At 68.5% G+C, this 16,169-nt stretch carries 13 protein-coding genes and 3 tRNA genes; 8 read left to right on the plus strand and 8 right to left on the minus strand.

The features are described 5' to 3' along the window. The first annotated feature begins 230 nt into the window (after nt 1-230). Nucleotides 231-2,795, plus strand: a complete 2,565-nt coding sequence (gene clpB, locus LMJ29_RS12500) for an ATP-dependent chaperone ClpB (RefSeq protein ID WP_229605849.1) — start codon at nt 231-233, stop codon at nt 2,793-2,795. A gap of 93 nt (nt 2,796-2,888) precedes the next feature. On the opposite strand, the gene LMJ29_RS12505 is transcribed toward clpB, so the two are convergent. Beyond that, nucleotides 2,889-5,285: a DUF1631 domain-containing protein gene (locus tag LMJ29_RS12505; protein ID WP_319942220.1), complete on the minus strand. Its 2,397-nt coding sequence runs from the start codon at nt 5,283-5,285 to the stop codon at nt 2,889-2,891. A gap of 174 nt (nt 5,286-5,459) precedes the next feature. On the opposite strand from LMJ29_RS12505, the gene LMJ29_RS12510 reads away from it, so the two are divergent. From LMJ29_RS12510 to LMJ29_RS12520, 3 genes are all read left to right on the plus strand, one after another. Next, a tRNA-Asn gene (locus LMJ29_RS12510) sits at nt 5,460-5,535 on the plus strand. Nucleotides 5,536-5,544: 9 nt separating this feature from the next. Beyond that, a tRNA-Pro gene (locus LMJ29_RS12515) sits at nt 5,545-5,621 on the plus strand. 5 nt (nt 5,622-5,626) lie between these two features. Further along, nucleotides 5,627-5,701 (plus strand) — tRNA-Lys (locus LMJ29_RS12520). Between the two features lie 123 nt (nt 5,702-5,824). Here the strand turns inward: LMJ29_RS12520 and LMJ29_RS12525 are convergent. Continuing rightward, nucleotides 5,825-7,123 carry an NAD(P)/FAD-dependent oxidoreductase gene (locus LMJ29_RS12525; RefSeq protein WP_229605851.1) on the minus strand — a complete coding sequence of 433 codons (1,299 nt, stop codon included), beginning with the start codon at nt 7,121-7,123 and terminating at the stop codon, nt 5,825-5,827. 57 nt (nt 7,124-7,180) lie between these two features. Further along, nucleotides 7,181-7,354, minus strand: coding sequence for a DUF3094 family protein (locus LMJ29_RS12530; protein WP_229605852.1), 174 nt, complete (start codon nt 7,352-7,354; stop codon nt 7,181-7,183). A 216-nt stretch (nt 7,355-7,570) separates the two neighbouring features. Here LMJ29_RS12530 and LMJ29_RS12535 point away from each other — a divergent pair, with 216 nt between their 5' ends. From LMJ29_RS12535 to LMJ29_RS12545, 3 genes are read left to right on the plus strand one after another with little or no spacing between them, the layout of a single operon-like run. Then, nucleotides 7,571-7,996 carry a GNAT family N-acetyltransferase gene (locus LMJ29_RS12535; protein ID WP_229605853.1) on the plus strand — a complete coding sequence of 142 codons (426 nt, stop codon included), beginning with the start codon at nt 7,571-7,573 and terminating at the stop codon, nt 7,994-7,996. Further along, on the plus strand, nt 7,993-8,460 hold the full coding sequence (locus LMJ29_RS12540; RefSeq protein ID WP_229605854.1) for an FAD/FMN-containing dehydrogenase: 468 nt from the start codon (nt 7,993-7,995) through the stop codon (nt 8,458-8,460). Before LMJ29_RS12535 ends, LMJ29_RS12540 begins: the two co-directional genes overlap by 4 nt. Beyond that, a complete protein-coding gene (locus tag LMJ29_RS12545; protein WP_229605855.1) occupies nt 8,457-9,179 on the plus strand; it encodes an energy-coupling factor ABC transporter permease in 723 nt (240 codons plus the stop codon). The genes LMJ29_RS12540 and LMJ29_RS12545 overlap by 4 nt, the downstream gene beginning before the upstream one ends. A gap of 6 nt (nt 9,180-9,185) precedes the next feature. Here LMJ29_RS12545 and arfA read toward each other — a convergent pair whose 3' ends face one another. From arfA to leuS, 4 genes are all read right to left on the minus strand, one after another. After that, nucleotides 9,186-9,362 (minus strand): alternative ribosome rescue factor ArfA, encoded by a 177-nt coding sequence (arfA, locus tag LMJ29_RS12550; protein WP_229605856.1) that lies wholly within the window; start codon nt 9,360-9,362, stop codon nt 9,186-9,188. 97 nt (nt 9,363-9,459) lie between these two features. Beyond that, nucleotides 9,460-10,497 carry a DNA polymerase III subunit delta gene (gene holA / locus LMJ29_RS12555; protein WP_229605857.1) on the minus strand — a complete coding sequence of 346 codons (1,038 nt, stop codon included), beginning with the start codon at nt 10,495-10,497 and terminating at the stop codon, nt 9,460-9,462. Between the two features lie 37 nt (nt 10,498-10,534). Continuing rightward, nucleotides 10,535-11,119, minus strand: a complete 585-nt coding sequence (locus LMJ29_RS12560) for an LPS-assembly lipoprotein LptE (RefSeq protein ID WP_229605858.1) — start codon at nt 11,117-11,119, stop codon at nt 10,535-10,537. Between the two features lie 58 nt (nt 11,120-11,177). Beyond that, complete coding sequence (gene leuS / locus LMJ29_RS12565; RefSeq protein WP_229605859.1) at nt 11,178-13,796, minus strand: leucine--tRNA ligase; 2,619 nt, start codon at nt 13,794-13,796, stop codon at nt 11,178-11,180. 518 nt (nt 13,797-14,314) lie between these two features. On the opposite strand from leuS, the gene LMJ29_RS12570 reads away from it, so the two are divergent. After that, a complete protein-coding gene (locus LMJ29_RS12570; RefSeq protein WP_229605860.1) occupies nt 14,315-15,076 on the plus strand; it encodes a YdcF family protein in 762 nt (253 codons plus the stop codon). Nucleotides 15,077-15,082: 6 nt separating this feature from the next. Here the strand turns inward: LMJ29_RS12570 and queG are convergent, their stop codons facing one another. Next, a complete protein-coding gene (queG, locus tag LMJ29_RS12575) occupies nt 15,083-16,147 on the minus strand; it encodes a tRNA epoxyqueuosine(34) reductase QueG (protein WP_229605861.1) in 1,065 nt (354 codons plus the stop codon). Nucleotides 16,148-16,169 lie beyond the last annotated feature (22 nt).

Consider the following 16,169-nt stretch of genomic DNA (forward strand, 5'->3'; position numbering starts at 1 on the left):
GGCGGGCTGGGTGATAAAGCGCGCGCCGCGGTTTTCCGGTACGCGCCTGCTTCCGGCCTGAGGAAAAGCTCCCGCGTTCGTCCCCCACCCGGCAGGGTGTCGCGCCACGCTTGACGCCAATCAAATCCCTCCCCCTTGAATCGTCTGCAATCGTCCTTATCTATCCTGCATCCCAATTTCCCGGCGGATGCCGCAAGGCCGCTCCGCCGCTGCTTGCGAAGGACGAACCCATGCGTATCGACCGTTTGACCAGCAAACTGCAACTGGCCCTGTCCGATGCCCAGTCGTTGGCCGTGGGCCGCGACCACAGCGCCATCGAGCCCGTGCACCTGATGTCCGCCCTGCTCGAGCAGCAGGGCGGTTCGATCCGCCCGCTGCTCATGCAGGTCGGCTTCGACATCGCCGCCCTGCGCCTGGCGCTGGGCAAGGCGCTGGACGATATGGCGAAGATCCAGAACCCCACCGGCGACGTGAACATGTCGCAGGACCTGGCGCGCCTGCTCAACCAGGCCGACCGGCTGGCCCAGCAGAAGGGCGACCAGTACATCTCCAGCGAGCTGGTGCTGCTCGCCGCCTTGGACAGTGGCACCCGCCTCGGCAAGCTGCTGCTGGCCCAGGGGGTGAGCAAGCAGGCGCTGGAAAACGCCGTCGCCAACCTGCGCGGCGGCGAGGCGGTCAACGATCCCAATGCCGAGGAGTCGCGCCAGGCGCTGGACAAGTACACCATCGACATGACCAGGCGCGCCGAGGAGGGCAAGCTCGACCCGGTGATCGGCCGCGACGACGAGATCCGCCGCACCATCCAGGTCCTGCAGCGGCGCACCAAGAACAACCCGGTGCTGATCGGCGAGCCGGGTGTGGGCAAGACCGCCATCGTCGAGGGGCTGGCCCAGCGCATCGTCAACGGCGAGGTGCCGGACGGCCTCAAGGACAAGCGCCTGCTGTCGCTGGACATGGGCGCGCTGATCGCCGGCGCCAAGTTCCGCGGCGAGTTCGAGGAGCGCCTCAAGGCGGTGCTCAACGAGTTGGGCAAGCAGGAAGGACGCATCATCCTGTTTATCGATGAGCTGCACACCATGGTGGGGGCCGGCAAGGCCGAGGGCGCCATGGACGCCGGCAATATGCTCAAGCCCGCGCTGGCGCGCGGCGAGCTGCACTGCGTCGGCGCCACCACCCTCGACGAGTACCGCCAGTACGTCGAGAAGGACGCCGCCTTGGAGCGCCGTTTCCAGAAGGTGCTGGTCGACGAGCCGAGCGAGGAGGACACCATCGCCATCCTGCGCGGCCTCAAGGAGCGCTACGAGGTCCACCACGGGGTGACCATCACCGACGGTGCAATCATCGCTGCGGCCAAGCTGAGCCATCGCTACATCACCGACCGCCAGCTGCCGGACAAGGCCATCGACCTGATCGACGAGGCGGCCAGTCGCATCCGCATGGAGATCGACTCCAAGCCCGAGGAGTTGGATCGTCTGGATCGCCGCCTGATCCAGCTGAAGATCGAGCGCGAGGCGCTGAAGAAGGAAACCGACGAGGCCACCAGAAAGCGTCTGGCCAAACTGGAGGAGGACATCGGCAAGCTGGAGCGCGAGTACGCCGACCTCGAGGAGATCTGGAAGTCGGAGAAGGCCGAGGTGCAGGGTTCGGCGCACATCCAGCAGCAACTGGAGCAGGCCAAGGCGGACATGGACAACGCGCGCCGCCAGGGCAACCTGCAGCGCATGGCCGAGCTGCAGTACGGCACCATCCCCGAGCTGGAGCGCAAGCTGGCCAGTGTCGACAGCGGCGCGCAGAAGGAGAAGCAGCTGCTGCGCAACCGCGTCACCGACGAGGAGATCGCCGAGGTGGTGTCCAAGTGGACCGGCATCCCGGTGGCCAAGATGATGGAGGGCGAGCGCGAGAAGCTGCTGCGCATGGAGGCCGAGCTGCACAAGCGGGTGATCGGCCAGCACGAGGCGGTGGTGGCGGTGTCCAACGCGGTGCGCCGCTCGCGCGCAGGGCTCGCCGATCCGAATCGTCCCAGCGGCTCCTTCCTGTTCCTCGGCCCGACCGGGGTGGGCAAGACCGAGCTGTGCAAGGCGTTGGCCGAGTTCCTCTTCGACACCGAGGAGGCCATGGTGCGCATCGACATGTCCGAGTTCATGGAGAAGCATTCGGTGGCCCGCCTGATCGGCGCACCGCCCGGCTACGTCGGCTACGAGGAGGGCGGCTACCTGACCGAGGCGGTGCGCCGCAAGCCGTACTCGGTGATCCTCATGGACGAGGTGGAGAAGGCCCACCCGGACGTGTTCAACGTGCTGCTGCAGGTGCTCGAGGACGGCCGCCTGACCGACAGCCAGGGGCGCACCGTGGACTTCAAGAACACCGTGGTGGTGATGACCTCCAACCTCGGCTCGGCGCAGATCCAGGAGCTGGTCGGCGATGTCGAGGCGCAGCGCGCGGCGGTGATGGATGCGGTCAGCCACCACTTCCGCCCGGAGTTCATCAACCGCATCGACGAGGTGGTGGTGTTCGACCCGCTGGGCCGCGAGCAGATCGGCGGCATCGCCGAGATCCAGTTGTCGCGCCTGCGCCAGCGTCTGGCCGAGCGCGAGCTGACTCTGGAACTGTCGCCCGAGGCGCTGGACAAGCTGGTCGCCGTCGGTTACGACCCGGTGTATGGCGCGCGTCCGCTCAAGCGAGCGATCCAGCGCTGGATCGAGAACCCGCTGGCGCAGCAGATCCTCGCCGGCGAGTTCGTTCCGGGGGCGACCATCCACGCGCGGGTCGAGGGGGAGCAGATCGTCTTCGCCTGAGGTCGGCCGGAGCCGGACGATTTGCCGGTCCCAGCAGCAAAAAGGCACGGATTCCGCGGGAACCGTGCCTTTTTTGCTGTTTTTGGAAGAGACTCAGCCGCCAGCTGGCTGGCCCTCCTCCAGGCGCTGCAGCACCCGGTAGATCGCCTGCAGGGCACGCTTCATCAGCGGACTGTCGCTCGGCTGGCCGAGCAGGTAGACGCTGCCGTCATGCAGGCCCTGCGCCAGGCGGGCGGCCGACCAGGTGCGGCTGTGCTCGCCGGTCGGATCGATGAACAGGTAGTGACGGCTGGCCGGACTGAACCAGGACAGACGCAGGCGACGCACCTGGCCGTCCTCGAGGAAGCCGAACAGGCTGCCGAACGGCAGAGCCTCGAGTTGACGCAGCTGGGCTTCCTGCTCGGGGGGCAGGTTTTCCGCCTCCTCGCTCAGCGACTCCGCAGCGGCCTGCGGCTGGAGCAGGGCGCCGAGGCTGCTCTCCGGAAGCTTGATCGTCAGCTCGGCGACCAGTTCGGGCTGGCCGGCCTGTACGGCGTGCTGACAGGCGACCACGTCCTGTAGCAGGCGACGGATGTCGGCGTCGCTCAGGCTGCCGAGCTGCTGCAGACCTTCGCGCAGGCGCTCGAGCAGGCCCAGGCGTTCGCGCTGCATACGCTCGCGACCGTGGCGGCCGAGCGGCGTGCAGCTCCACGCCAGTTGTTCGGCGGCCTGACAGCCGAGCAGCCATTCCTCGCTGTCTTCGCCCTGGCGCAGATGGATAAGGGCCAGTACATCGCTCCAGCCTTTTTCCAGCAACTCGCGCATTGGCTGTGGCAGGGTGCGGCCGGCCAGCACCCGGTGGATCTGCTCGGCGGCCTGCTGGCGGGCGACGTGCAGGCGGTCGCGCCCGCGTGCGGTGTCCAGGGTGCGCCGCTCGCGCAGCTCCACGCGTTGCTGCAGGCGGCGTACATGTTCCTCGAAATCCGCCAGCAGTTCGCTGAACAGGCTGCTGTCGCTGTCGAAGTCGCGCAGGATGCGCTCGACGATTTCCTGCATCTTGGCCTGCAGGCCGGAGGCATCGTCGTCTTCGGCAAAGCGTGCGCCGGCCTTGGCCATGCTGTCGAGCAGCTGGCGCGCCGGGTGGATGTCCTGGGTGAACAGCTGGTGGTCGCGCAGGGCGAGCTTGAGGTAGGGCGTGTGCAGGTGTGACAGCACCGTCTTGCAGCGGTCCGGCAAGGTCGGGTCGTCGAGGACGAAGGCGAACAACATGCCGACCAGGTCGATGATGTCGGCGGCATCGGCTTCCAGCTGCGGGCGCGCCGGCAGGGTGCAGGCGGCCTCCAGCTCGGCGTGCAGGCGGGCCTTGAGCTGCTGGGCGTCCTGGCGCGGCAGGGCGCTGTCGCCGAGCTCGCGGACGCTGACCTGCTGCAGGCGGGTCAGCGCCGCGATCAGTTCTTCCTCGCTGTAGAGGGTGCCGGTGCCCGCCGGCGGCGTTGCGCCAGCGTTCTCCGGCGGCCGCTCACCGGCGGCGGCCGATGCAGGCGGCATGGAGTGCTGGGCGGGGCTGTCGTGGCGCCGGCTGAGCAGTTGGGTGACGCCGCGGAACAGGCGCTCGTTCTCGTTGCGCGGCTCCTCGCTCCAGGCATCACCGCTTGCGGCGGATTCGCGACTGTGCTGGCTTTCGCTGGCTGCCGCGGGCTCGCGACTGCGCGGAGGGTTGCTGGCCGCGACGGGTTCGCGACTGCGCGAGGTGTCGCTGGCCGGGCGGGGCGGGCGCGGCTCGTTGCTCTGGGAGCGCGGGCGCGGCGGTTGGTCGCTGATGTTGGGCAGGATAGCGGCGTCGATCAGCAACTGATTAAGGCCGGCATACAGCTCGTCCAGGCAGGCGAGGGCCTGCTGCTCCACCAGCTCGTACAAGGTCCGGCGAATCGGCAGGGGCAGCGGTTCGCCGGCCAGGGCGAGGCGGAGGGATTCGGCGAGGGTTTCCGGAGCGAAGGGGCTATCCTGGCGCAGCGCCGCCGCGGGGCGCGGCGTGAGTTGCGCCAGGCGGCGTTCGAGGGTGCCCAGCTCGCGGGCGCAGCGGCTGCGGCAGCGGCGCGCCAGCTGGTCCAGTTGCAGGCGCTCCTCATGCTCGTCGTGACCGATCAGCGACAGCTCGCTGGCGCTGGGGCGGATTTGCGGCTCCTGTCCCTCCAGATAGGCGGCGAAGAAGCCGCTCAGGCGCTGGTGGAAGCGGCGCAGGATCTGTGGGCGCTGGTTGCGCAGGGCGCGCATGCCATCGAAGAACAGCGCCTGTTCGAGGTTGTTCGTGGCTCGGTCGGCCTGAGCGAACAGGGCGTCGTCCACGGCATCCAGGGCGTGGGCGAGGCACTGGTCGAGATGATTCATCGCCAACTCGAGGCAGCTTTGCTCGAGCGGGCCGAAGCGCGGGCGGATGCTGCGACCGGCCAGTGACGGCGGGGCAGGATGATCGGGCGGAGGGGTAGGGCTCATGGTGGTCCGGCGGGCCATCGCCCAGCGCTCTCAGAGTTGCTGCACATATAACAAGTGACTGTGCTTCTGCCAAGTATAGGAAAAAAAGCTAATGAAATGCTTGACATACATCGACAGGTCAGTAAAATGCCGCGCCACTGACACGGGAAATCAGCAACGCTGATAACCGTAGAGGGTTGGAAGTCTCGATGTTCCGCGATAGCTCAGTCGGTAGAGCAAGTGACTGTTAATCACTGGGTCCCTGGTTCGAGTCCAGGTCGCGGAGCCAACTTCCAGGCGGGGTATAGCGCAGTCCGGTAGCGCGCCTGCTTTGGGAGCAGGATGTCGGGAGTTCGAATCTCTCTACCCCGACCAGTTTTGGGTCGTTAGCTCAGTGGTAGAGCAGTTGGCTTTTAACCAATTGGTCGTAGGTTCGACCCCTACACGACCCACCACATTCCCTTCTCCGGAAGGACAAGAAGCTGGAAGTGCCGCAAGGCCTTCCGGCTTTTTTGTTTGTCCGCGTTTTTCCGGGGCGAGATCGCCGCCGGAAGGAATCCCTCCGGCGGCGGCCGCACTCAGTGCAGTTTCAGGCGTGGCTCGGTGCTGCGGCCGAGACGGTCGCTGAGCATCAGCAGCAGGGTGCGGAACGGTCCGTACAGCGCCATCTGGTGCAGGCGATAGAGCGAGACGTAGAACCAGCGCGCCAGGCGGCCCTCGAGCATCACGTCGCCGGTCAGGTTGCCCATGAGGTTGCCCACCGCGCTGAAGCTGGACAGCGAGATCAGCGAGCCATAATCGCGGTAGCGATAGTCCAGCAGCGGCTTGCCCTCCAGGCGGCGGGCCAGCGAGTTGGCCAGCAGCGAGGCCTGCTGGTGGGCGGCCTGGGCGCGCGGCGGCACGTTCTTGCCGTCTTCCATCGGGCAGGCAGCGCAGTCGCCGAGAGCGAAGATGTGCTCGTCGCGGGTGGTCTGCAGGGTCGCGCGCACCACCAGCTGATTGATGCGGTTGCTCTCCAGGCCGTCCAGTTCGGCGAGAAACTCCGGGGCGCGGATGCCGGCCGCCCAGACCTTGAGGGTGGCCGGGATGAACTGGCCATCGGCGGTGTGCAGGCCTTCGGCGGTGACTTCCTTGACCGGCGAATTGACCAGGACCGTGATACCGAGCTTCTCCAGTGTGCTGTGTACCGGACGGCCGATCCGCTCGGGCAGGGCGGGCACCACCCGCGGGCCGGCCTCGATCAGCGTCAGGTTGAGATCCTGCGGGCGGATGCCCTCCAGGCCGTAGGCGGCCAGCAGCAGGGCGGCATGGTGCAGCTCGGCGGCCAGCTCGACGCCGGTGGCGCCGGCGCCGACGATCGCCACGTTGATCTGCGCCGCGCCATCGCGCTGCGGGTGGGCGTGAGCGCACAGGTACTGGTTGAGCAGCAGGTTGTGGAAGCGTTCGGCCTGCTCGCGCGAATCGAGGAACAGGCAGTGCTCTGCCGCGCCTTCGGTGCCGAAGTCGTTGGTCTTGCTGCCCACCGCCAGCACCAGGGTGTCGTAGCCGATCTCGCGCGGCGGCACGAGCTCCTCGCCGCTGTCGTCATGGATGGCTTCCAGGCGGATCACCTTGCGCGCCCGGTCGAGGCCGCACATGCGGCCGGCCTGGTACTTGAAGTGGTTCCACTTGGCCTGGGCGACGTAGTTCAGCTCGTTCTCCGAAGAGTTCAGCGAGCCGGCGGCCACCTCGTGCAGCAGGGGCTTCCAGATATGGGTGAGGTTGGCGTCAACCAGGGTGATGCGGGCCTGGCCGCGCTTGCCGAGGCGGCGGCCCAGGCGGGTGGCGAGTTCGATCCCGCCGGCGCCGCCGCCGACGATCACGATGTGATGGTTCATGGGTAGGTCTCGCAAGGCTTGGAAAAACCGGCGGAGACTGGCGGCTGGCGCGGGGGGTCATTGGGCGAGGGTGCCCAGCAGGCGGCTCAGCAGGCCCAGGCCGATGACCACGAAGAGCAGGGCGAGCATCAGCAGCCAGGGGCGGAACGGCTGGCGCTTGACCTGATGCTGCGGAGCGCTGAGGTAGTGCTCGACGCGGCGCTGATCTTCGGGGGTCAGACGGCTGGACATGGCAGTCTCTAGGAAGGCAATTCGACCATTGTACGCACTCGGTTGCGCGTCGCTCAATGCTACCGAAGTGTCGCTTATAGGCCCTTCGCGCGCCTGAGCGGCTGGGCTGTTCGTATATCAGCCTAGAGTGCGGAGCGCCGCTTGTCAGCTCGATGCCGGGGCTCTGGAGCGGGGCTGGCGGTGTAAACTGGTGGCATCGTTCCTGTGGAGCCGGACATGCACCTGCGCGATGCCACCCCCGCCGACCACCCCGCGCTGCACGACTTGTGGGCGCGCACGCCAGGCATCCAGTTGCGCAACGAGGATGCCCGCGCGCCCTTCTGCGCCTATCTGGCGCGCAATCCCGGCCTCAGCCTGGTCGCCGAGGTCGATGGCGTCCCGGTCGGCTGCCTGCTGGCCGGTCATGACGGTCGGCGTGGCTACCTGCAGCACCTGACGGTCGATCCCGCCTGGCGGCGGCGCGGCATTGCCACGGCCCTGATCGAGACGGTGCTGGCCCGTCTGGCCGCGCAGGGCATTGCCAAAAGCCACGTGTTCGTCCTCGACGCCGCGCCCGAGGCGCTGGCGTTCTGGCGCGCCCGCGAGGGCTGGGGCGAACGCCGCGACATCCGCGTATTTTCCACCCTGGAGCACCCTGCATGAGAGTCTGGCTGTTGCTGGGCCTGGTCCTGCTGGTCGGCAGCGCGCAGGCGCTGGAGAGCGGCGAGCGCCTGGCCCCCTGGACCCTGAACGACCAGTTCGATCGGTCCTATACCCTCGACGACCAGCTGCACATCCTCCTGGTGGCGCGCAGCATGGACGGCGCCAAGCTGGTCAAGGCAGCGCTGGAGGGGCGGCCCAAGGGCTATCTGGAGGCGCGCCGGGCGCAGTTCGTCGCCGACATCAGCCGCATGCCCGGGCTGATCGGCAAGCTGTTCGCCATCCCGGCGATGCGCGACTACCGCTACCGCGTGCTGCTCGATCGCGAGGCGCAGGTGGTGCCGCAGTACGCCGCGCCGGAGGAGGGCGTGCTCTGGCTGCAGTTGGAGCAGGGCGTGCTGCGCGAGCGGCGCCTCTTCACCGACGCGGCGGCGCTGCGCGCTGCGTTGGAGCAGGTGGCGCCGTGATCGCCGCCGCCTTGCTCAGCACGTCCAGTCTGTGGCTGGGCGCCCTGCTGTTCCTGCCGTTGTTGCTCGCGGCGCTCTGGCATGCGCCCTGGGTCGAGCTGTTCAGCGATTCGCGGCGCCAGCACCTGTTGTTCGGCACCGTGCTGGCGCTGTTCCTGCTCTGGCTGGTGCGGCGCGACTTCCCGTCCGGACTGTCCTTCCACTTCATCGGCATGACCGCGGTGACCCTGCTGCTCGACTGGCCGCTGGCGGTGTTGTCGGCCTTCGCCGCGCAACTGGCGCTGGTCGGCTTGGGGCGCCAGGACGCCCTGGCGCTGGGCGTCAACGGCGTGCTGCTGATCCTCATCCCCGTCGTGGTTACCGAGGCCTGCGCGCGTGCCGTCGAGCGCCTGCAGCCGCGCAACCTGTTCGTCTACATCTTCTGCAGCGGCTTCTTCCCGGCCGCGCTGGTGGCGCTGCTGGTGCTGCTCGCCGGTCTCGGCGTGCTGCTCCACGATGGCATCTACCAGATGCCGCCCTGGCTGGACGACTTCGTCGCCTACCTGTGGTTGATCATGTTCCCCGAGGCGTTCATCAACGGCACCGTGGTCACCGCGCTGGTGGTGTACTACCCGGAGTGGCTGGAGACCTTCAACCGTACCCGCTATCTGCAGGCGCCGTGGAAGGAGGAGGAAAAAAGCAAGGAGGAGGAAAAGGATAGGGGGGAAGGGAAGCGCTGAGCGCGGTCAGGAGGTCAGCCGGGCCGGGCCCATAAAGCAAAAAGCCTCCCGGTCGGTGGACCGGAAGGCTTCGCGGCGGTAGCTGCCTTTGCCTTTGGCGGGTTTTTCCTGGCGACAACGGAACAGCGGTTGCGCCACCAGGGATTTGGCCTTGTTCGGGCCGGTTTTGCGTTGCTTGGCCATGACCTTTCCTCGCGTGGAGCCTGCGGTCTGCAGGCGCGCGCATCATCGGTCGCTGTATGGAAAATGTCCAGTGGCGTTGGGCGAAAAACGACCAGGGTTATTCGCTGGGCAGATTGAGGCGTACGCCGGCGATCTGCAGGGTCAGCTGGGCCAGGCCGCTCCACGCATCGCCGCTCGCCTGGCCCTTGATCTGCTCGTCGATGCGCTGGGCGGCGACCAGCAGCTGGTTCCAGCGGCTCGCCGGGTGTCGCTGCACGGCGCGCCCGACCAGGGCCTGGCGTTTGCCGAAGATCGGCGGCTTGGCGTGGGCGATCAGCCGCTCCAGCGGCAGGCCCTGGCTGTGCTGCTGGGCCAGGGTGGCGAGCAGACGCAGCTCGCGGGCCAGGCCCCAGAGCACCACCGGCGCCTCGACACCCTCGCCGCGCAGGCCCTCGAGCATGCGCAGGGCGTGCGCCGCTTCGCCGGCCAAAGCGGCGTCGAGCAGGCCGAACAGGTCGAAGCGCGCGCTGTCGGCGACGCTGGCCTGCACGGTGGCGGCGTCGAGCTGGTTGCCCTCGACCAGCAGCTTGAGCTTCTCGATCTCCTGCACGGCGGCCAGCAGGTTGCCCTCGACACGCGCGACCAGCAGGTCGATGGCTTCCGCGCTGGCGGCCAGCCCGGCCTGCGCCAAGCGTTGGCGAATCCATTGCGGCAGCTGGGCGGCATCCACCGGCCAGATCGCCACGAACTGGCTGTGCTCGCCGTCGATCAGCGCCTTGGCCCACTTGCTCTTCTGCACCTTGCTGTCGAGGCGCGGCAGGCTGAGCAGCAGCACCGTGTCCTCGGCGGGGCGGGCCAGATACTCGAGCAGCACGGCGACGCCTTCGTCGCTCGGTTTGCCCGAGGACAGGCGCAGCTCCAGCAGGCGCTTCTCGGCGAACAGCGACAGGCTGGCGCCGGCCTCGCGCAGCAGATTCCAGTCGAAGCCGGCGTCGGCATGGAACACCTGGCGCTCGCCGAAGTCCCGGGCGCGACAGGCGGCGCGGATAGCGTCGCAGGCTTCCTGGCAGAGCAGCGGCTCGTCGCCGCTGACCACGTAGACGGGGGCGAGCGGACCCTGCAGGTGCTTGGCCAGTTGTGCGGGGGTGAGTTTCATCGGCAGGGAAAAACGGGGCCCGCAGGCCCCGTGTCGATCAGTTCGCCGGCGCCGCCGGGGCGGCCTGGCGAGCGGCGGCGGCCGCCTTGGCCACCGCCTCGGCCTTGGCCTGGGCGGTTTCCTGCAGTTCGGCCAGTTGCTCCGGGGTCAGCTCCTGCAGGCGCAGGATCAGTTGCTGCACCAGCTCCTGGCGAATCTCGCTGCGCACGCGCTGGGCTTCCTGATCGGTGCCGGTCAGGTTGTTGGAGTCGTGCACGTAGACCTTCTGGCTCTGCACTTCGTCGCGCAGCAGCGACAGCTGGTTGCCACGGATCTCGTAGGCGAGGGTGGCGCTCAGTTCGAACTCGGCGCTGCGCGCCGAGCTGGTGTAGCTGGCGGTGCGCTGCTTCTGGCCCTCGCTTACCAGCACCAGCTGGTAGGGCGCGCCGCCGTGCACGCGCACGCCGCTGTTCTCCAGGGCGCGGCGCACGTCCTTGACGGTGTCGCCGTAGGCGTTGCGGGCCTTGAGGTCCAGTTCGCGCAGGGCGAAAGCGTCGCTGCCGGTGCCGCGCAGCTGGAAGCCGCAGGCGCTGAGCAGGGTGGCCATCATCACCAGCAGCAGGCCGGTCAGGCTAGGTTTCATCGGTCTTCCCTCGTGTGCAGCCGCCCGCACGGGGCGGGCGGCAGGTTGGATGCTGGCGTCAGTTGGCGACGATGTTGACCAGTTTGCCGGGCACCACGATCACCTTGCGGATGGTCTGCCCTTCGGTGAAGCGCAGCACATTCTCGTTGGCGCGCGCGGTGGCCTCGATCTCCTCGCGGGACGCCGCGGCGGCGACCTGGATCTCGCCGCGCAGCTTGCCGTTGACCTGCACCACCAGGGTCAGGGTGTCCTGCACCAGGGCGGATTCGTCGACCACCGGCCAGGGCGCGTCGATCACCAGGTCGGCATGGCCGAGCTGCTGCCACAGGGTGTGGCAGATGTGCGGGGCGATCGGCGCCAGCAGCAGGGTGACGGCTTCCAGGCCTTCCTGCAGCAGGGCGCGGTCCTGGGCGCTGGCGGTCGGTGCCTTCTCCAGCACGTTCATCAGGGTCATCACCTGGGCGATGGCGGTGTTGAACTTGTGGTGCTGGCCGACGTCCTGGCTGGCCTGCTTGATGGCCAGGTGGATGGCGCGGCGGACGTCCTTCTGGGCGTCGTCCAGCGCGGCGGTGTCCAGCGCACCCGGCAGGCCGGCGGCGACGTGGGCGTGGGCCAGGCGCCAGACGCGGCGCAGGAAGCGACTGGCGCCCTCGACGCCGGAGTCGGACCACTCCAGGCTCATCTCCGGCGGCGCGGCGAACATCATGAACAGGCGGCAGGTGTCGGCGCCGTACTGCTCGATCATGGTCTGCGGGTCGACGCCATTGTTCTTCGACTTGGACATCTTCTCGGTGCCGCCGATCTCCACCGGCAGGCCGTCGCTCTTCAGGCGCGCGGCGATCACCTTGCCCTTGGCGTCGGTTTCCACTTCGACGTCGGCCGGGTTGATCCACAGCTTCTTGCCGCCTTCCAGCGGGCGGAAGTAGGTCTCGGCGATCACCATGCCCTGGGTCAGCAGGTTGGTGAACGGCTCGTCGCTGTCCACCAGGCCTTCGTCACGCATCAGCTTGTGGAAGAAGCGCGCGTACAGCAGGTGCAGGATGGCGTGCTCGATGCCGCCGATGTACTGGTCGACCGGCAGCCAGTGGTTGGCCGCGGCCTTGTCGACCATGCCGCCCTCGAACTTGGGCGAGGCGTAGCGCGCGTAGTACCAGGACGACTCGACGAAGGTGTCCATGGTATCGGTTTCGCGCTTGGCGGCGGCGCCGCACTTCGGGCAGCTGCACTCGTAGAACTCGGGCATCTTGGCCAGCGGGCTGCCGGTGCCATCCGGCACCACGTCCTCGGGCAGCACCACCGGCAGCTGCTCGGCCGGTACCGGCACGTCGCCGCAGCTCGCGCAATGGATGATCGGGATCGGGCAGCCCCAGTAGCGCTGGCGGCTGATGCCCCAGTCGCGCAGGCGGAACTGGGTCTTGCGCGCGCCATGGCTGGCGGCTTCCAGGTCGGCGACGATGGCGTCGAAGGCGGCCTGGAAGTCGAGGTTGTCGTACTTGCCGCTGTTGACGGTGACCAGGCCCGCCTTGTCGGCGTACCAGGCCTGCCACTCGGCGGCGCTGAAGTTGTCCTCGCCGGCGGCCGGACGGTAGACCTGCACAATGGGCAGGGCGTACTTGTTGGCGAATTCGAAGTCGCGCTCGTCGTGGGCCGGCACGGCCATCACTGCGCCTTCGCCGTAGCCCCACAGCACGTAGTTGGCGACGAATACCGGGAGCAGATCGCCGGTCAGCGGATGGACGACGAACTGGCCGGTGGCGACGCCCTTCTTCTCCATGGTCGCCATGTCGGCTTCGGCCACCGAGCCGGCCTTGCATTCGGCGATGAAGGCTTGCAGCTCGGCATTGTGCTCGGCGGCGCGCTGGGCCAGCGGGTGCTCGGCGGCCACCGCCACGTAGGTGGCGCCCATCAGGGTGTCGGGGCGGGTCGAGTAGACCTTCAGGCGGCCCTCGCCGCCGCAGCTCGGCGCGTCGTAGGCGAACTCGATGTCGGCGCCGAAGCTCTTGCCGATCCAGTTGCGCTGCATGGTCTTGACCTGCTCGGGCCAGCCGTCGAGCTTGTCCAGGTCGGCCAGCAGCTCTTCCGCGTAGGCAGTGATGCGGAAGTAGTACATGGGGATCTCGCGCTTCTCGACCAGCGCGCCGGAGCGCCAGCCGCGACCGTCGATCACCTGCTCGTTGGCCAGCACGGTCTGGTCCACCGGGTCCCAGTTGACGGTGCCGTTCTTGCGGTAGATCACGCCCTTCTCGAACAGGCGGGTGAACAGCCACTGCTCCCAGCGGTAGTAGTCCGGCTTGCAGGTGGTGACTTCGCGCGCCCAGTCGATGCCCAGGCCCAGGCTTTTGAGCTGGGTCTTCATGTAGTCGATGTTGGCGTAGGTCCAGGCGGCCGGCGCCACCTGGTTCTGCATGGCGGCGTTCTCCGCCGGCATGCCGAAGGCGTCCCAGCCCATCGGCTGCAGCACGTTCTTGCCCTGCATGCGCTGGTAGCGCGCGATCACGTCGCCGATGGTGTAGTTGCGCACGTGGCCCATGTGCAGCTTGCCGCTCGGGTAGGGGAACATCGACAGGCAATAGAAGGTGTCCTTGCCGGGCTGTTCACTCACTGCAAACGACTGGTGCGCTTCCCAGTGGGACTGCGCGGCGGCTTCGATCTCGCGGGGCTGATACTGTTCGTGCATGGCTCTGCCGGACTGGAAAAGAGGGGGTGACGAAAGCCCCTAAGCATACATGACCCCCGCGGATGAGGGGAAACCCTGATCCGCGGGGCAGCCTGGCCGCCGCAGGTGCCGAGTCCTGGGCCAGCCGGGCGAACGGCCCGGGCGGATAGCCGGGGCTGCCGGCGCCTGCTGGCGGGCGACGCTGGTGAAGTGGGCGTTGAAGCTCATGCCGGCCTGCAGGCGTTTCCCCGTGCTGTTCAGCAGGTGTGTGCTGATCGACCCGTCGGCAAGCTCGTCGCCGGGCGCGGAGCGAGCGGGGCGGGCGGAGGATGGCTGCCGGCCACGGTGGCCTCGGGCTTGTCCTGACTGGCGACGACCAGGATCGGTATGTCCGCCGGGAGGGTCAGGGCGGAAGGCTCCTGCAGGATGGCGGTGGATGCGCCATGCTACGAGTCGGACGGGGGCGAATCCCCGATGGGCTGTCCGGGGTGCTCCGCAGGTCCCCCGGGCGGAGAGGTCGAAGCGACAGGAGAGGCAGGGTGCCGCTGCGTTATCTGCTCAAGCAATTGCTGTTGCCGCCGGGTGGCCTGCTGCTGCTCCTGCTGCTGGCCTGGTGGTTGCGAGTACGCCGGCCGGGCCTGGCGCTGGTCTGCGCGTCGCTGGGGCTGGGCGGCCTGTGGCTGATGAGCCTGCCGGTGGTGGTCGAGTTGGGCGCGCGGCTGCTCGAGCGCGAGCCGGCCTTGGCGCCGGCCGCCTGGTCGGGCCTGGCGCAGCGCGCCGGCGCCATCGTGGTGCTCGGCGGCGGCCGCGCGCGGGGCGATTCGGCCTGGGGCAGCGACCAACCGAGCCTGCTGGCCATGGAACGCGCCCGTCTCGCCGCCCGCCTGCAGCGCGCCAGCGGCCTGCCGATCCTGGTCAGCGGTGGCCTGCACTTCGGCACCCCGCCCAGCGAGGCCGAACTGCTCGCCGCCGTGCTGAGCGAGGATTTCAACGTCACCGTGCGCTGGCTGGAAGGGCGCAGTCGGACCACCTGGGAGAACGCCGTGCTGAGTGCGCCGCGGCTGCGCGATGCCGGGGTCGGGCGCATCGTGCTGGTCACCCAGGCCTGGCACATGCCGCGGGCGCGCTGGTGCTTCGAGCGCCAGGGCTTCGAGGTGATCCCGGCGCCGCTGGGCTTTCTCGGCGTACCCAACGGTCGGCCGTTCGGCGGCTGGCTTCCGGAATCGCTGGCGATCTGGCACAGCAGCCTGCTGCTCAACGAGGCGGTGGGGCTGCTGCTCTATCCGCTGCTCTATCGCTGAACCGGCTCAGGCCGCGCCGTGGCGCGCCAGCGCCCAGGCCACGTGTTCGCGTACCAGCTCCGAGGGGTGATCGCGGCGCAGACGCAGCGCCTCGAGCACCGGGATGCTGCTCGGCGCGTTGCCCAGGCCGACCGCCAGGTTGCGCAGGAAGCGCTCGTAGCCGGCGCGGCGCAGCGGCGAGCCCTCGGTGCGGGCGAGGAACTCCTCCTCGCTCCAGCGCAGCAGGCTGGCCAGCTCGGCGTTGTCCAGGCCATGGCGCGGCCGGAAGTCGCCCTCGCCGCTGGGGCGGGCGAAACGGTTCCACGGGCAGACCAGTTGGCAGTCGTCGCAACCGAAAACGCGGTTGCCGATCAGCGGGCGCAGCTCCACGGGGATGCTGCCCTTGAGTTCGATGGTCAGATAGGAAATGCAGCGCCGCGCATCCAGCAGCTGCGGGCCGACGAAGGCGGCGGTCGGGCAGATGTCCAGGCATGCCTGGCAGCGTCCGCAGTGCTCGCGCTCGTGCGGCGGATCGACCGGCAGCGGCAAGTCGACGAACAGCTCGCCGAGGAAGAACCAACTGCCGGCCTGGCGGTTGAGCAGCAGGGTATTCTTGCCGATCCAGCCGAGCCCGGCCTGCTGGGCCAGGGCCTTCTCCAGCACCGGCGCGCTGTCGACGAAGGCGCGGTAGCCGAATGGCCCGATGGCCGCCTGAATGCGCTCGGCCAGCTGCTGCAGGCGCTTGCGCACCAGCTTGTGGTAGTCGCGGCCGAGGGCGTAGCGCGACACGTAGGCTTTCTCCGGCTGGGCCAGCGTCTCGGCCATGCGGGTGTCGCCGGGCAGGTAGTCCATGCGCAGGGAAACCACCCGCAGAGTGCCGGGCACCAGCTCATCCGGGCGCGAGCGCTTGTGGCCGTGGGCGGCCATGTAGTCCATCTCGCCCTGGTAGCCGGCGGCCAGCCAGCGCTCGAGGTGCGCCTCATGCTCGCCCAGCTCGACGCCGGCGATGCCGACCTGCTGGAAGCCCAGCTCGCGGCCCCAGGTCTTGATCGCCTGGGCGAGGGCGGCGGGATCGGGAGCGCTGGTCGACATGGCTGGCGGAAGTCCGGGGCAG

The sequence above is a fragment of the Pseudomonas oryzagri genome, from assembly GCF_020831405.1.
GTDB classification, from domain to species: domain Bacteria; phylum Pseudomonadota; class Gammaproteobacteria; order Pseudomonadales; family Pseudomonadaceae; genus Geopseudomonas; species Geopseudomonas oryzagri.

Coding starts and splice junctions, on each gene's coding strand:
- clpB (WP_229605849.1), top strand. CDS start 231: ATGCGTATCGACCGTTTGACCAGCAAACTGCAACTGGCCCTGTCCGAT.
- LMJ29_RS12505 (WP_319942220.1), bottom strand. CDS start 5,285: ATGGCCCGCCGGACCACCATGAGCCCTACCCCTCCGCCCGATCATCCT.
- LMJ29_RS12525 (WP_229605851.1), bottom strand. CDS start 7,123: ATGAACCATCACATCGTGATCGTCGGCGGCGGCGCCGGCGGGATCGAA.
- LMJ29_RS12530 (WP_229605852.1), bottom strand. CDS start 7,354: ATGTCCAGCCGTCTGACCCCCGAAGATCAGCGCCGCGTCGAGCACTAC.
- LMJ29_RS12535 (WP_229605853.1), top strand. CDS start 7,571: ATGCACCTGCGCGATGCCACCCCCGCCGACCACCCCGCGCTGCACGAC.
- LMJ29_RS12540 (WP_229605854.1), top strand. CDS start 7,993: ATGAGAGTCTGGCTGTTGCTGGGCCTGGTCCTGCTGGTCGGCAGCGCG.
- arfA (WP_229605856.1), bottom strand. CDS start 9,362: ATGGCCAAGCAACGCAAAACCGGCCCGAACAAGGCCAAATCCCTGGTG.
- holA (WP_229605857.1), bottom strand. CDS start 10,497: ATGAAACTCACCCCCGCACAACTGGCCAAGCACCTGCAGGGTCCGCTC.
- LMJ29_RS12560 (WP_229605858.1), bottom strand. CDS start 11,119: ATGAAACCTAGCCTGACCGGCCTGCTGCTGGTGATGATGGCCACCCTG.
- leuS (WP_229605859.1), bottom strand. CDS start 13,796: ATGCACGAACAGTATCAGCCCCGCGAGATCGAAGCCGCCGCGCAGTCC.
- queG (WP_229605861.1), bottom strand. CDS start 16,147: ATGTCGACCAGCGCTCCCGATCCCGCCGCCCTCGCCCAGGCGATCAAG.